Origin of the sequence: Mesorhizobium sp. Cs1299R1N3 (assembly GCF_037179625.1) — a bacterium.
GTDB lineage: Bacteria > Pseudomonadota > Alphaproteobacteria > Rhizobiales > Rhizobiaceae > Mesorhizobium > Mesorhizobium salmacidum.
The window spans coordinates 174,822-189,512 of sequence record NZ_JAPYKQ010000010.1; the positions used below are offsets into that span (position 1 = coordinate 174,822).

At 59.3% G+C, this 14,691-nt stretch carries 12 protein-coding genes and 1 pseudogene; 5 read left to right on the forward strand and 8 right to left on the reverse strand.

All coding sequences use genetic code 11. From position 1 onward, the window contains the following. The first annotated feature begins 145 nt into the window (after positions 1-145). Complete coding sequence (locus tag O7B34_RS21465; RefSeq protein ID WP_337147959.1) at positions 146-1,792, forward strand: hypothetical protein; 1,647 nt, start codon at positions 146-148, stop codon at positions 1,790-1,792. 64 nt (positions 1,793-1,856) lie between these two features. Here the strand turns inward: O7B34_RS21465 and O7B34_RS21470 are convergent, their stop codons facing one another. From O7B34_RS21470 to O7B34_RS21485, 4 genes are all read right to left on the reverse strand, one after another. Further along, positions 1,857-3,383 (reverse strand): ATP-dependent helicase, encoded by a 1,527-nt coding sequence (locus tag O7B34_RS21470; protein ID WP_337147960.1) that lies wholly within the window; start codon positions 3,381-3,383, stop codon positions 1,857-1,859. After that, complete coding sequence (locus O7B34_RS21475; protein ID WP_337147961.1) at positions 3,380-5,146, reverse strand: ATP-dependent nuclease; 1,767 nt, start codon at positions 5,144-5,146, stop codon at positions 3,380-3,382. Before O7B34_RS21475 ends, O7B34_RS21470 begins: the two co-directional genes overlap by 4 nt. 156 nt (positions 5,147-5,302) lie before the next feature. Continuing rightward, positions 5,303-6,025 carry an SMC-Scp complex subunit ScpB gene (scpB, locus tag O7B34_RS21480; RefSeq protein ID WP_337147962.1) on the reverse strand — a complete coding sequence of 241 codons (723 nt, stop codon included), beginning with the start codon at positions 6,023-6,025 and terminating at the stop codon, positions 5,303-5,305. Positions 6,026-6,030: 5 nt separating this feature from the next. Then, positions 6,031-6,981 carry a DUF1403 family protein gene (locus O7B34_RS21485; RefSeq protein WP_337147963.1) on the reverse strand — a complete coding sequence of 317 codons (951 nt, stop codon included), beginning with the start codon at positions 6,979-6,981 and terminating at the stop codon, positions 6,031-6,033. Positions 6,982-7,175: 194 nt separating this feature from the next. On the opposite strand from O7B34_RS21485, the gene O7B34_RS21490 reads away from it, so the two are divergent. Continuing rightward, positions 7,176-8,582: a site-specific integrase gene (locus O7B34_RS21490; RefSeq protein ID WP_442920983.1), complete on the forward strand. Its 1,407-nt coding sequence runs from the start codon at positions 7,176-7,178 to the stop codon at positions 8,580-8,582. A 44-nt stretch (positions 8,583-8,626) separates the two neighbouring features. On the opposite strand, the gene O7B34_RS21495 is transcribed toward O7B34_RS21490, so the two are convergent. Then, the gene (locus O7B34_RS21495) at positions 8,627-9,145 is read right to left on the reverse strand and encodes an RES family NAD+ phosphorylase (protein ID WP_337147964.1); all 519 of its coding nucleotides are present in this window, start codon (positions 9,143-9,145) and stop codon (positions 8,627-8,629) included. Continuing rightward, positions 9,142-9,531, reverse strand: a complete 390-nt coding sequence (locus tag O7B34_RS21500) for an MbcA/ParS/Xre antitoxin family protein (RefSeq protein WP_411908802.1) — start codon at positions 9,529-9,531, stop codon at positions 9,142-9,144. The genes O7B34_RS21495 and O7B34_RS21500 overlap by 4 nt, the downstream gene beginning before the upstream one ends. Between O7B34_RS21500 and O7B34_RS21505 the strand changes: the two are divergent. Further along, a pseudogene (locus O7B34_RS21505) lies at positions 9,523-10,578 on the forward strand (tyrosine-type recombinase/integrase). The gene O7B34_RS21500 and the pseudogene O7B34_RS21505 sit on opposite strands and share 9 nt — an antisense overlap. A 26-nt stretch (positions 10,579-10,604) precedes the next feature. Here O7B34_RS21505 and O7B34_RS21510 read toward each other — a convergent pair. Continuing rightward, positions 10,605-11,306, reverse strand: a complete 702-nt coding sequence (locus tag O7B34_RS21510; RefSeq protein WP_337147966.1) for a nucleotidyl transferase AbiEii/AbiGii toxin family protein — start codon at positions 11,304-11,306, stop codon at positions 10,605-10,607. Next, on the reverse strand, positions 11,306-11,704 hold the full coding sequence (locus O7B34_RS21515) for a hypothetical protein (RefSeq protein ID WP_337147967.1): 399 nt from the start codon (positions 11,702-11,704) through the stop codon (positions 11,306-11,308). Before O7B34_RS21515 ends, O7B34_RS21510 begins: the two co-directional genes overlap by 1 nt. Positions 11,705-12,335: 631 nt before the next feature. Between O7B34_RS21515 and repA the strand changes: the two genes are divergently transcribed. Further along, a complete protein-coding gene (gene repA, locus O7B34_RS21520; RefSeq protein WP_337147968.1) occupies positions 12,336-13,529 on the forward strand; it encodes a plasmid partitioning protein RepA in 1,194 nt (397 codons plus the stop codon). Further along, positions 13,529-14,539, forward strand: a complete 1,011-nt coding sequence (repB, locus tag O7B34_RS21525; RefSeq protein ID WP_337147969.1) for a plasmid partitioning protein RepB — start codon at positions 13,529-13,531, stop codon at positions 14,537-14,539. The genes repA and repB overlap by 1 nt, the downstream gene beginning before the upstream one ends. The last annotated feature ends 152 nt before the right edge of the window (positions 14,540-14,691 follow it).

A 14,691-nucleotide genomic window follows, 5' to 3' on the forward strand; every position in this document is an offset into this window, starting at 1 on the left:
CGAGGAGACATCTATGTCATGGGGGGGCGAATGTCAACTTTATAGCAGATCGCGCAGAGTACCGGTGGCGAGACGACATACCGTCGGCGACGGTACGAGAGGTCAAATCACGCCTCAATTGTATGCGCAACCACAAGGCCGCAATATGATCGTTTTCAACGACCTCAAACATGATTTGCTCGAACCGAGCGGAGGCATCCTGATGGCGCCTACGACGTTCGCGGCGACGTTGGAAGCTCATGGTCTCTACAGCACCAAACAATTCGTGCTGCGCTTGAGCCCGCGTGTTCATGAGTTGGTCGACGCCCTCGCCTCAGGCGACTTTGGGGGGCACGACCCTGCAGACCTCATCCAAGCCTACTCAACCTACATCCACGAGACTATCCACTGGTGGCAGCATGTAGGCTCGACCGCTGGCCTTATTTTCAGCCTCTGTTACCCAGCACAATTTTCAAGCAGTCTCGAACACCTTCAAAAGGCGATCGCGGAAATTGGGCCGAAGAAATCATTAAAGCGATGGGCTGATGACGCGCTACTCCATGGCACGGCGCCCTCGGCCGAGGCGCTCGCGGAAGCTAACATTGCCGTCAACAATGCGCTGGACATCGAGTTCTACAAATTCTTCGCGCATAGCCCACACCGGTCATCCGAGCTTAGGCAGAACCAACATTTTGAGAGCGTCGGTCATTCGTACCGTATCGCCTATGGTAACACGCTGATGGCCCTGCTGCAGTCTTGCGATCTGGAGCCCGATAGCCTGCCTGATCCAGAACGATGGCAAGCAGAGTTCGATCGCCTCTCGGTCACGCGCCACGAGGGCTTCTACCATGGGTCGCCAATCACGAGCGGTGACGTGGGGCTTCACGCTATCTTCGAAGGCCAGGCGCGTTTCATCCAACTTCAGTTTCTCGCTTCGTCCGGCGGCCCCTCGACTTGCGCGGCCTACGCTGCCGACGGTTATCTGAGCGGCATCTACGTCGATGCGTTTACAGAGTTCCTTCGCCTCAGTGAGTCCGAATGGCCTGAGACAATCGACAGCCCCCTCGTCGGGCTGTTTCTGCTGATCTGCGACCTTTCGATCAACCCGACCCGCGGCTTTCCCCTCGATATCGAACGTTTCGAGGACTTCATTTCTGACGTCGATCCAGGCGCGCGATTCGCCCTGCTTTGTCAGGCCGCCCGAGAGCATCCTGAAGTGAAGCCAGCGATCCAAGCCTATAGCTCTGAAGAGTATGCTTTCGTTTCGCGCGTCCTCACCGACCGCTGCGGCTATGACGATCCGCTTGTCGCCCTACGAGCAGTCATAGCCGTGTCCGAAACGGTGGCGGGCCAGGCCCTCATGGCCGAATGGGCGAGTTTCGAGTACTCCGCTGGTAACCTGCCCATCCGGGTTATGACCTCACATTTCATGGATCTCTGCAGGAGCAAGCTCACCCATCCACACTTCTTCTGCTGGGCGGGGAAAGCCTTAGCTCATACGACTCAGGTGTTCCAGGAGCTTTTCCTGCGACACTTGTCCCTCTTCACGGATCGCGCTGACTCACAGCAAATCTTCACCCGCGCGTTTGCGGGCCGAGAGGGCACCGCCCTGAAGCGCATGCTCGATACCTTCATGGCGTCGACGGTTCTCTACGACCTAACATTTCAATGGGTTCTTCGAGACGGACCCTTTCACTACGATTTTCGATCGCTGACCGGTGGCAGTCAGAACGAGGCCATGGAGATCTGGGCCAAGAACGCGTTCAAGGCCGCGTTCGGCCACCACCCAGACGATTTCGAGCAACTAAAGTAGGCCACGGCTCGAAGCCCTCAGGATATCGACCAATCGGCGGCTGGAGAAATTTTATCGACGCTGCTCAGCCTGGCACGTTGAACAGCGGAGTTGCATTGTTTTGAGATACAATAAGAGTCAGCTTTTCTTTGGCCCGACTCAAGCCGACATACAGAAGTCTGCGCTTGTACTCTGTCCCTGAAAACGCCGATCGATCGCACATCATGATCAAGGCATTCGCGCACTCAAGGCCTTTGGATTTGTGAATAGTGCTCAGGCATTTGCGTGGTGGATGCGCGTGCGAGAACGTTCGACGCCGAGTAATTTCAGCGAATCCGTCTGCAGCTACATCAAAAGCTCCCATTCGGACGGCGTCGCGGACTTCGCTCTTTAGATCGAACTCGATATCGCTGAAGCCATTTTCCTTTCGTTCTACGAGGCCGATGAGGTGCTCCAGCGCCTTGGCCACGCCACGATGGGACGGCTCCGCGATCAGATGGCTCGCGATTGCCTGCAACTGACCAGGCATCCCGCGCGCCGGTCTCGCGCACCTTTGTTGTACTTCGGCCTTGAGGCGATTGCCGTGGCTTGAAGCCGAAAATCTGACGCTGGTTGCATAGACGAAGGACAGAAAGCCATCGGCAATCGCATCGAGGTCTCCGGTGTGATTCCGGATACAAGCAGCCAGCGCCGAGAGGTGGTTGCGGGTGTGGCCTTCCCAAATGCGCACGGACCGACCGAAAAACGCGTTCAAATGTGCAACGCGTTCGTTACCGACAGTCATCACCAGAAGTTGCTCACTTTGCCGTAACAGGGAGCTGATTGGTGCCCTGTGCTCTCGTGACATGCCGATCGCCTTATGTGCAACCTGTGCTGAGTTCTCAGCGAAAAGTACCCTTAGCCCCGGGGGAAGGCTGCCGGTTAGGTCAATCGAGCCTCCATTTGAAAGGGCCCGACGAGCGTCCAAGATCCACTCTCCCAGTTCGGGCGTGCCAGAAATCCAACGATGGGGTGTCGAGAGCTCTCCCCAGCCGCCCGCATCTTTCAGGGCGGCCCAGCGCCCGAGTGTTGCGCGAATTTCTGCCTCGCTGTCAGCAAATATTACCTGCATCGGGTCACCGAACAAACGAAGGATTGATCCCGCCGAATGTACCGCGACGACCGCATGGTGCTGGTCAGCAGTCGCGTCCTGATGCTCGTCGCAGATGATAATTGGATAACGTTGTGAAGCAGCGCCCGCAACGATTGCGGAGCTCTCAAGGAGCTGACGGCATCGCGCGGCGACCACATCATACCGATCATTTTCGCGCGCCCAACCCGCAACGTCAGGAGGAAGATCCAGCGTGCGGTGGTAGATACTCGCGATTTCGGTAAGAAAGCTATCGATAGTTCGAATTTCGACGCGATTTGCGACGGCGCGCGTGCGAGCAGCGAAGACCGAGCGCGCTGCGTGTGTATGTGTCAGGATCAGGACACGGCCCTTAGACAGCGCCGACGCCGCGTCCATCGCAAACGACGAACCCTGATGCGTCTTCCCGCATCCTGCCGGTGCCTCGATTGTGACCAAAGGGAGGTCAGACCGCAGCAGCGATGCGACTTCGTCATCCGTCACGGTCTCAGCTCTCCTACGGCAAGAGGGTGATCGCCGATTGTCGCGCGCAGTGCGTTGATGAAGGGCAGAATCTCCGGCTCGACGCAGGGCCAGACAGACAACGAGATCATCTTGGTACCGAGTTCGACGCCCCCGGCGAGCGATTTGAACCAGACCTGGCTGTGCTTAGACCACTCCTTGCCTGTCTGTTCGTCTGGAGCACCATCTTTGTTGCCAGTGGCAGCTGCAACGATGATCGAGCGCAGTTTCGCCAAGCGCCGTTCAGGATTGCCACATGCCGCTAGGATGCTCGCTTCGTCCTTGTCTTTGATCGCCAGCCGATCCGCGAGAGTTCGCATCCGGCGACCGAACGTACCGTCGGGCTCTTGCGCGAGAGCCAGCAACTGGTCATCGCGTACATGGGCGATGATGTTTTCTTCCAAACAGCCAGACCGCCATTGAAACAGTCTCGCTCCGAACCTTTCGCTTATTCGCCGCCAGCGTTCGGGAGATTTTCCTTCGTTGTCACAAAAAGCCCCCAGTACGAGACCGCCTTCGCTGAGCCCTTGCAACAAGCCCATCATGGTTTCGTTTCCGCCGCCGTCGCAAACTCGGACACCATGATCTTCGGGGCGTGCGGTGAAGGCATTCCTGAGAAGAAACCGAAGAAATCCCACCTCAGTTACCCCCTCGGCGATGACAGGTATCTTTGCCAGAAATGTCTCAGGGTCGCGGCGCTGTTGGTTTGCGATCTTGTCGTGAGGAAGTGGCCCAATCTTGGCCTTGGAATCCATGAACCAGAGAGCGGCCTCTGTCGCCGCAGAGATCGCGACAGCGCTGTGTGTGGTCACAAAGCACTGGCTCCCGTCCTTTGTCAGCTTGGCTATCAGCTGCCTCAGCCGGTAAGGTTCCAAGCCCCGTTCAATCTCATCGATAATGCTAAGCCTCGTTGCGGCTTCGGTTGCACCAGCCACCTCAAGCGCCGACATACGACGCGTGCCGGCACCCCAGCTTGCGAGCGGCAGCATGACACCATCTTTGCTAGCGAGCAGCCCGATCAAAGCGCCGATCGACAGGCCTTGACTGCTCGTGAGGCCAAGGTCCAGATCGTAGGGTAGCCCGGCTTCACGCATCGCGGCCCCGAGTGTCGCCAGCGAGTCTTTCTCGTCCTTCAAAAGCGCGTCCGAGATGTTCGCATCGGAAACCTGCTTGTTGATTCTCGATTTGAGATTTCCTTTTGAAAGGAGCCGGTCGAGGGCAGAGCCCGAGACGAGCCTCAGATCGCGGTCATTACGATCGTCGTTGGCAAGACGAACGACTCCGATCTTCCGCCGCAGTCCCACCGAAAATGCAACCACGTCTTCGTTGGGTTGAACCACCTCCCAAACTGGCTCGAGTTCGTCGGTGCCGCGGACTCGAAACTTGAAGACGGCCTGATTGGGGCGGCCTTCATGACTAGGGTCCGGGAGGATCGCCTTCTGTCCGTCCCACTCCCAAGGCCATAGAGCTTGCTGATGGTCTGAAATTCCGACTTCGATTGGAATTTCGACGACGGCCTCAATTGAGAAACCCTCCTTCGTCGATCGATTGAGATAGTCCGTCTCGAGCACTTGGATTGTATTCGTTGGGCTGAACAGCAGCGAAACCGCATGTAAAACGGTGCTCTTTCCAGAATCGCCACCGCCAATGAGGATGTTTATTCGACGATCTGGACGCCATTCCAGAGAGTCGATACCCCGAAACTTCGAGATCGCAAGATATTTGATGCGGGGCTGCTCAACCATCGTCGATCCGAATCGTTGGGTTCAATGCAGCCAAGCTTAGGCTCATTCAATACGGTCCGCAAAGCTCTCAGGACATGGAAAGACCTTCGCTTCGCAGTCGAGCTTAAGCTTCAAGCATCCGCAACGACCAGCGAACTGGTGTGTGGCGGCGGGCAGTCATTCGTCGACCTCGACCCCACGGTATTCTTCGCTACCGGCAAAGTCGGGCATAATGTCACCAGCCAGGAGCTTCTCCTTCGACAGCAGTCCGGCGTCCTCGAGCGCCTCGAAATCCGGCAAATCGCGCAGCGTGTCGAGCCCGAACTCCAGCAGGAATTCTTTTGTCGTCACGTAGGTGTAGGGCGCGCCCGGCGTCGGGCTACGAGGGCCGGAAGCGATCAGACCGGCACCGCGCAGATGACCAATAAAATCACGACTGATCTCCTTGCCGAAGAAAGATGACAACTCGGTACGGGTGATCGGCTGGAAGTAGCCGATGCACATCAGCACGAGCACCTCTGACTGCGTCAGCTCGGCCGCCTTCTCATCGCTGCCGACCGCGGCGCGGATGGCGTCGGCATAGGCCGGCCGGGTCAGATGCTTCCAGCCGCCGGCGACAGCGACCAGATCGTAGGGCCGGCCGCGCAGTTCCTCGCGGATGTCGTCGATCAAAAGGTCGATGCTGCAGCTCTTGCCGACGATGCGTGCAAGCGTCTCGCGGCCGATCGGCTCGCTGGCCGCGAAGATCGTCGCCTCGACACGGTTCATCCATTCCCGCCAACGCGCTTCCGGCGGCAGGTGATCCAGCTCCCGGTCAAACATCTGGTCAGCTGATCGCCGTTCGCCCGATCGACGCTCATCTGACCGGCTCCCCCCTCGTCTGCGCGTCGCCTCCGCCATGATCGTCACAATCCGTAAATACGAAAGGTCGGACGGCCGGACAGCTCTCGCACGGCACCGAGCTCGACCAGCCGGTCGAACAGCCGGCGCAGGCCGCGGTCGCTCATGCCGGCGATCTTTTCGGATGCCACGATCGCGTCGTCGGACAAGAGCCTTTCGACGACCATGTCCGCCGCCTTGGCCCGGAGTTTCGGCGCGACCGCAAGCAGCCGGTCCGCGCGGCGCTCGAGCTCGACGGATAAATCAATGGCGCGCAGCGCGGCGCGCGCCTGCGCGGCCAGCAGGCCTTTCGCACGCTCATCAGGATCTTTCTCAATGCCTGTCGCCCCCGAGCTGGCTGCCAGTCGAGGCGTGCGGGCGCCTGTCCCCAAGGCTGCCTCGGCGCCCAGCAGCGGCATGGCGTATGCCCAACCCAGCCCCTGCGCCCGCAGGGCGTCGGCGAGCCAAGCTCCAACGGTGGGTGCGAAGCCACGGCGTTCGGCAGCCGTGAACGCACCGGTCAGCATGCTGACCATTCCGATGCCTGCGGAAAGCTGTCGAAGATCATCCGCTAGATCGCTGACCACCTCATCATCCGGGGCGTAGCCAAACTCCTCCAACACCGCCGCGAGATTTTTCTCCGTCAGGAGATCCTCCGCTGGCCGAGATGCCAGCCGACGCCAGGCGAGGAGAAAACGGCCGGCGGGGCCGACATTGTCGCCGGGCCGGGTGAGCAACACGGCGTCGCGCAGGGCGCCTTCATCCTCGACGCGGCCAGCCTGCTTTGCCGTTGCCACGGCAGCCGAAAGCGCCAGGCGCTGCCGCCAGGCGCCGGCCCACCGCTCCTGACGGCGGACGACAGCATCGAGCGCGCCGGTGGCAGCGCCCGCGGCGAGCGAGACGTCCTCGAACTCGTTTCTCGCATGACTGTGGGCATCCGAGATGGCCCGGCGCAGCCAAGCCGGCACCGCTGCCATTGGCACGGTCGGAGGGGTTCCGGCAGGCGTGGCGTGGTGACGTGCAGAAGGTCTGGGACGCAGAATCATGGAGAGCACGATGAATCATGGCGGCGCTTTTAGCAACAGAAATGGACGAAAAGCGCTGTGCTTGTCGCGCAGTAATAACGAACGATAATGTTGCCTTATCGTTCGTTTTCGTCTCTATGTAAGAAATGGCCTCCCACGTCGATCAAAACCCCGAAAAACGTACGCGGCGCGGCTCGGCTCGACCACGGGAAACGGCGCCCCCTGTCGATCGGGAACGTGTCGACCAGAACGTGGCCGCAGGCGCGGCCGAGCCCGACGCCACGTTCGCCGACGACCTGCCCGACATCATCGACGTCGTCCTGGAGATGGGCCGCGCGCCGCAAGAGCCGGGGGCGGAAGCCGAAGCCCTCCGCTATGGCTCCGGGCCTTTCGGGCGTTCGCTATCCTTCGAAAGGTCCACCGGACCTTCCGATACGCCTGAAGGCGAACCGGACGCTCAGCGTTCGGAGTTCGGAAAGCCAAATCGTTGGCTTTCCGCCGGCGATGCCGACCACTCCTCACCCCCTCCCCTTCCGGTCGTCTCGACCGAGCACCGGCCGGCGCATCTCGACGCACTGGCCGATCGCGCCCGCGATTACCTCGAGGCGGCGAGCTCGGCCAACACCCGCCGCGCCTACGCGTCCGACTGGAAGCAGTTTGCGAGCTGGTGCCGCCGGCAGCATCTCGACGTGTTGCCGCCCGATCCACAAACCGTGGGGCTCTACATCACCGCGCTCGCCTCCGGCAGTGCAACAGGCGCGGCAGCGGGGCGCAAAAAATCCGTGGCGACGATCGAGCGCCGCCTCTCCTCGCTGACCTGGAACTATGCGCAACGCGGCCAGCCGCTCGACAGGAAGGACCGCCACATCGCCACCGTCATGGCCGGGATCCGCAACACCCACGCCGCCCCGCCCCGCCAGAAGGAGGCGGTGTTGCCCGAGGATCTGATCGCCATGCTGGAAACGCTTGACCGCGGAAGCTTACGCGGCCTGCGGGACCGGGCAATGCTGCTGCTCGGCTTTGCCGGCGGCCTGCGTCGCTCGGAGGTCGTCGGCCTCGATGTTTCGCGCGACCAGACCGAAGACGGCCGCGGCTGGGTCGAATTCTTCCCCGACAAGGGCGTTCTGGTCACCTTGCGCGGCAAGACTGGCTGGCGCGAGGTCGAGGTTGGGCGCGGCTCGTCCGATGCGAGTTGCCCGGTCGTGGCGCTGGGAACCTGGCTCAAGCTCGCGCGCATCGGACACGGGCCGCTCTTCCGAAGAGTGACAGGGCAAGGCAAAAAAATCGGTGCCGATCGGCTCAACGACCAGGAGGTCGCCCGCCTGGTCAAACGCACCGCGCTGGCGGCCGGCGTGCGTGGCGATCTGCCCGAGGGCGAACGGGGCATGATGTTTGCCGGCCACTCGCTCCGCGCCGGCTTGGCGTCCTCGGCCGAGGTCGACGAACGCTATGTGCAGAAGCAGCTTGGCCATGCCTCGGCCGAAATGACCCGCAAATACCAGCGCAGACGCGACCGTTTCCGTGTCAATCTCACCAAGGCGAGCGGACTATAGGCCGGGCGCGCCCCTCCCCTGCCCTTCGGATGCCGAGACGTGCATTATCGCCAGGATAGCTGGTCCTTCGGCAACCGGCCGCTTGGGTCGAATACGGTGACCTTGTGCGGCAGACCCGGACCCCAGTCCCAAAGGACCAGGTTACGATCCTCCATCTCGGCGCTCGGCGCGAAACTTGGGACCACAATGCCGGCAATACTGCGAGGCCGCAGCCGGTCGTAGACGGACCAGGACGCCGGGCGCTCTCCGTCGCTGAGCGCCGTCGCCCAGGCGCAGGCCATGTCCTCGAGCGCGATAGAAAATTCTTCCCTCGCCTCGTCCGTTGTCAGATCCACGATGTCATCGCAGTCGATCTCATAGGAACACAGCACGCAAGGATCGATCCGGTGCGCGAACCCCTGGTTGGCTTCCTTGACCGCTGTCATGATGGTCAGCGCCAAATAGAGCGCCGGCACGCCTTTGGGATTAAATCGCGCACCTCTGATCGCCGCCCCTTCGCCGGAAGTCGGCTTGAATGCCCAACGTGGATCGTGTGCCCGGTAGCAGGTTCCAACGAACCTCAAGCGAAACCACCAACGGCCATGTGATCGAGATAATCACGGACCGCAGCGGCCTTGCCTTCCTTCACCAGCGCTTCAGCGGTGCGTCCGCCAAATGCTGGAAGCGGCTGAGCTCGATACCAAGCCATCGCCTGCTCCTTGCCGCCCGCCCAATCCGTCACACGACTGATGATCTCAAGCATTTCCCGCAGACGCCCCTGTGTCTTAACCGTAGCGCTGCGCTCCGAGCGATAAAGGGTCTCGCGAGCAAGACCGGCGGTCTGGGCCAACTGGCCCTTGGACATGCCAAAACCGTCCGCGACCTGCTCGATCGCAATCTTCCCGTTCCGGTCCATATAGGACAAGATGAGAGGTCCATTCTGCTCGGGGATCTTGAGTGCATGGGCCACAGAATTCATCCTGCCATATTGAGAGTCATATTTCTTGTGCAAAAGATATGGCAGTTCTCGGCACCTTTCAAGCCCAGGACCGAACCATTCAAGCTGCTGCCACCGCCCAGCACGCACGCGGATCAAGCTGACCGTGCGCGCGCTTATGTCGAAGCAGCGAGTTCGGCAAACACCCGTCGCGCCTATGCCGCCATCTGGAAGCATTTTTTGAGCCCAGTGTCGGCGTCAGCCGTTGATCCGCAACCGCCAGACCCACAGATCGTCGGCCTCTACATCACGGCCCAGGCCTCGGGATCGGGAAGCGACACAAGTCGGCGTCGACCATCGAGTGCTGCCTGTCGTCGCTGACTTGGCACTATACGCAGCGCGGTCGACCGTTCGACCGGAAGGACCGGCATATCGCTACCGTGCTCGCCGGCATCCCTAACAAACGCGCCTCCCCTCCCCATCAAAGGAAGCCATCCTGCGCGACCTTCTTCTCGCCATGCTGGAAACGCTTGACTGCGGCACCTGCGCGGTCTGCGCGACCGCGTCATATTGCTTTTGGGCTTCGCCGGTGGCTTGCGCCGATCCGAAATCGTCGGCCTCGATGTTGCGCGCGATCAACTCGACGACGGTCGCCGCTGATTTGAATTCTTTCCAGACAAGGACGTGCTGGTTATGTTGCGGGGCAAGACTGGCGCGAGGTCGAAATTGGTCGCGGCTCGTCCGACGCCACCTGCCCGATCGTCGCCCTGCAGACCTGGCTGAATCTGGCCCGTATTGCGCATGACCGCTGTTCCGACGGGTCACAGGCCAAGGCAAAAAAATCGGCGCCGAGCGGCTCAATGACCAAGAGGTGGCACGTCTGGTCAAGCGGACGAGGAAGGCGAGCGCGGAAAACTGTTTGCCGGCCATTCCCTGCGCGCTGGTCTCGCCTCCTCGGCCGAGGTCGACGAGCGCTATGTGCAGAAGCAGCTCGGCCACAGCAATGCCGAGATGACACGCAGGTATAAGCGACGCCGCGATCAGTTCCGGATCAATCTTACTAAGGCGTCCGGGCTCTGAAAAGCCTCTCCCCTCCCTGTTGATCGCTAGGGTGAGGTGGTCAAGCTCTTTGATGACAACACCTGGTCGAGCACAGCGATGGCTGCGACCAAACTGTCAGCGGCCGACGCTTCGTAGTCAGGCATGATCATTAGTTGCGCGATGGCGCGACCGACGAATTCCGGGTTGAGCTTTTCCATCCGCTCTTTGGTTCGAGCAACGTGTTCCGGCAGTGCGCCCAGGGCGTTGACGACCTCGCCCAATTGCGACCGGGCCGCGGCGGCGATGTCAAAGATGTCGCGCGGGTTGGCTTCCGATCCCCGGTAATAGACCTTCTTGGCGATTATTTCCGGAATGGTTTCAAGGTGCACCATGCTGCCTTCCACAACACGGGTCTCGAATGGCGTCTTCGTTATCGGTCCGGCTACAATGAAGTCGATTTCGCCGATGCCTTCGAAGGCGAACTTCTGGAACCGAAGCCCGTCCCCCAGATAGTCGGATGGCATCGTGTCAAAGTGCAGGTGGCTTCTGGCTGGGTCGATGAAGCCGAGCAATTGAGGGTCGTCGAGGAAAATATCGATGTCATGGCTTTCGCGATGGCCGATCTGGATCATCATCGCCGTTCCGCCGCCAAATGACCACTCAAAGTCGTAGCCGCCGGCGTTCTCGCGAAGCTGGTCGATCAGGTCGATGGCAATGCGAAAAAGCCGCCGCCATTCTGAAGGGCGCCGGCTATCATGTCTAGCCACTACGCTGCGAGCGGATAGTTCTCGCCGGACCAGGCAGAGAACTTGGCGGCAAAGGCCTTGAGGTCGTCAATCGCTATGTGGTGCGCGATTGCGAACTCGACTTGCTGAGCCAGTGGGACTTCGCCGAGAAAGGCGCTGATATGACCGGGGTGCTGCTTGGCCAGATCGATATCAGCAAGGCAATGCGCCAGCGCCGCGCCGTCCAGTTGATCACTGTAGGGTGCGTTCACCGTCGTTAGGACTGAACCTAAATGCTTGCTCATAGTGCGCGTAAGATAGTCGTTTCCGCCTTGTCGCACAAGTTGCAGCCCCCTCCAGCACCCATCGGCAGCCTGCGACGTCAGTGGTGTTGCTTCGCAGCCGAAGTCAGCCAGACTCGTCCTCCAGATGGCCGCCATCGATGACAGACGTTGAGATCCACGAGGGCACATTCGCTGCAGAGTGCCTTGGGTAACCACGCAATCCGTTCGCCCCCGATCCTGCGTCATGCCTCGTCTCACGGACTTCAGTTGTCCGCGGACAACCGCATTGTCGAATTGTGCCTCCAATGGGAGGCTTGCGTTAGGCATGCGGATACCAGTGACGCTTTCGGTTAGGAACGCTATTCCTGCAGGGCTGCATCGCGAGACGGCGGCCAATTGGATCTTTAACGCGCGAAACCGACCGCGGCCCGCGAAAGGCTTCTAAGCCCGGCAAGAGGCGAGGCGCTGCGCCAGGCACACCCGTCCTTCGTACGACCCGATATCGACGCACAGCAGAGTGCGGGCTCACGAATAGGCCATCCTCTGCGCTCACTGTCGCCCCTGCTATCGTTTGATTGCTGTCGACTCATTGCAGTGAGCCGGATTCGGATTGCGGCCCGACGGTCTTTTGAGTCGAGCTTCGCACGCGTTGTCCGCGGACAACCGCAGCCTCGGACCTCAAATCCCACTTATAGTTAAGCGTTTGTAAAATGTTTACGAATCGCACCATACTGTAATTGCGCAGTTTGACTGAAATCCGCATCAAATGCGTAGTTCGAGGAGAGCAATGTTACAGGCGCTTACGCATCCTAGCGGGCAGGAACACCTGCCATCGATGTTGTCCGCGGATTCTCTCGAATTGTCGCGGCAGCTTCAGCTACACCAACAAAAGATTTTCCCCCCAGCTTCGCAAAAGACGATCCGCCATTTCACACCTGCGGAGGCGGCATACTATATCGGCATCGGCGAGGGCTACCTAAGACAGGTAGCCTCGGCTGGAAATGGACCGGAACCATTGGCCAATGGTCGCCGGGTCTATTCTCCTGTGGACATGGAAAACATCCGTCGGTCACTCGACGAAAAAAACGGAACACCGAAATACGTTCCGAACCGTCGGCCTGGAGAGAAACTACAGGTCGTGGCCGTAATGAATTTCAAGGGCGGTTCGGCGAAGACGACGACTTCCGCACACTTGGCCCAGTATCTCGCTTTGCGCGGCTATCGGGTTCTGGCAATCGATCTCGACCCACAGGCTTCACTGTCAGCGCTCTTTGGACATCAACCCGAACTCGACGTGGGCGAAGGCGAAACGCTTTACGGGGCGATCCGCTATGAAGAGCCGCGATCTATCTCTGAAATTGTGCGTGCCACTTACACCCAGAACCTGCATATCGTGCCGGGTAACCTGGAACTCATGGAGTTTGAACACGAGACACCGAGAGCGATTACGTCTGGGTCGGCGGAATCCATGTTCTTTGCCCGCATTGGAGAAGTGTTGACTGACATCGAGAGCCTGTACGATGTCGTAATTATCGATTGCCCGCCGCAACTCGGTTTCTTGACCATGTCGGCGTTGTGTGCGGCGACGTCGGCATTGATAACCGTGCATCCGCAAATGCTGGACGTGATGTCGATGAGTCAATTCCTTGCGATGACCAGTGAGATGATGGCAGTCGTGGAAAGGGCAGGGGGACGTACCAGCTACGATTGGATGCGCTATCTCGTTACTCGCTACGAGCCGAACGATGGTCCCCAAAGTCAGATGACAGGCTTTATGCGGGCAATCTTTGGCAATCGAATGCTGCACAATCACATGCTGAAGTCGACGGCAATTTCGGATGCCGGGGTGACCAAGCAGACACTGTACGAGGTCGATCGACAACAGTTCACCCGCGGCACATATGACAGGGCGATGGAATCTCTAAATGCGGTCAATTCGGAAATCGAAGGCCTGCTAAGGACGACTTGGGGGAGGAAATAATGGCCCGCAAGAATCTCATTGAGATTTCATCGGCAGATGAAGTGCCAACTCCTATGGCGGATGTCAGACCAATCGCTGGCTTTGTAGCGCCGGCGGTTCGCAGTGCTCCCATAGGAGGCATCACCAGAACCCTTGGTAACATCACGCAGAAATTTGAACGTGCGCAAGACCTCGAAAAGCAGTTCGCGGAAGGTAAGATAGTTGTCGAATTGGACCCGGCCTTGGTCGACGGGTCATTTGTCAGTGATCGTCTTGGCATTGATCCGGTCGAACTGGCCGACCTAGTTGCCCAGATCAAAGAACATGGGCAGCAAGTGCCAATCCTTGTTCGGCCTCATCCGCAGGTAAACGGCCGATATCAAGTCGCATACGGTCATCGCAGGCTCGCGGCGGTGAAAGAATTGGGCATCAAAGTTCGTGCCGTTATCCGTGAGTTGTCCGATGATCAATTGGTTGTCAGTCAGGGACAGGAAAACAATGCGCGGACCAACCTGTCATATATCGAAAGAGCATTATTCGCTGCCCGCCTGGAAGATCGGTCCTTCTCCCGGGAAGTCATCATGGCGGCGCTGAACATTGACAAGGCTGCCCTATCCAAAATGTTGTCGGTTGTTCGCGTGATACCGATCGAACTGATAGAGGCAATCGGAGCAGCACCAGAGATCGGACGCCGTCGATGGATGGAATTCGCAGAGAAGTTGCCAAAGGCGAGGGTTGAACTGCAAGCGGTGTTGACATCGTTGTCCGCGGACAACTCAAGTGATCAACGCTTTCAACAAGCTGCCAGTGCCCTCCACTCGCTTCCTAGAATTACCAGGGAAGGGGCAAGGACCAATCTCTGGGGGGCCAAGGACAAATTAGTTAGCGTCAACGTGAAATCGACCGCGAAGAAGGCGGTTGTGACCTACGAGGCAAAAGATGGTCCGAGCTTTGCGGCATACATCGCGGGGCGACTGGATGACCTCTACGAGGCTTTCCGGAACTCCCAAAAACCATCAATAGGAGAGTGAACCGCAAAAGAAAAAGGCCCCCAAGCGACTTTCGTCGTGGAAGCCCTTCTCCGTAGTAGCTGACTGAGAATCGCATCTCCACGAATCACTGTCAAGAGTCATTGGCGTCGTTTTGGCGAGCAGATTTCTTTTGCCTAATCGAGGGTGAGAGA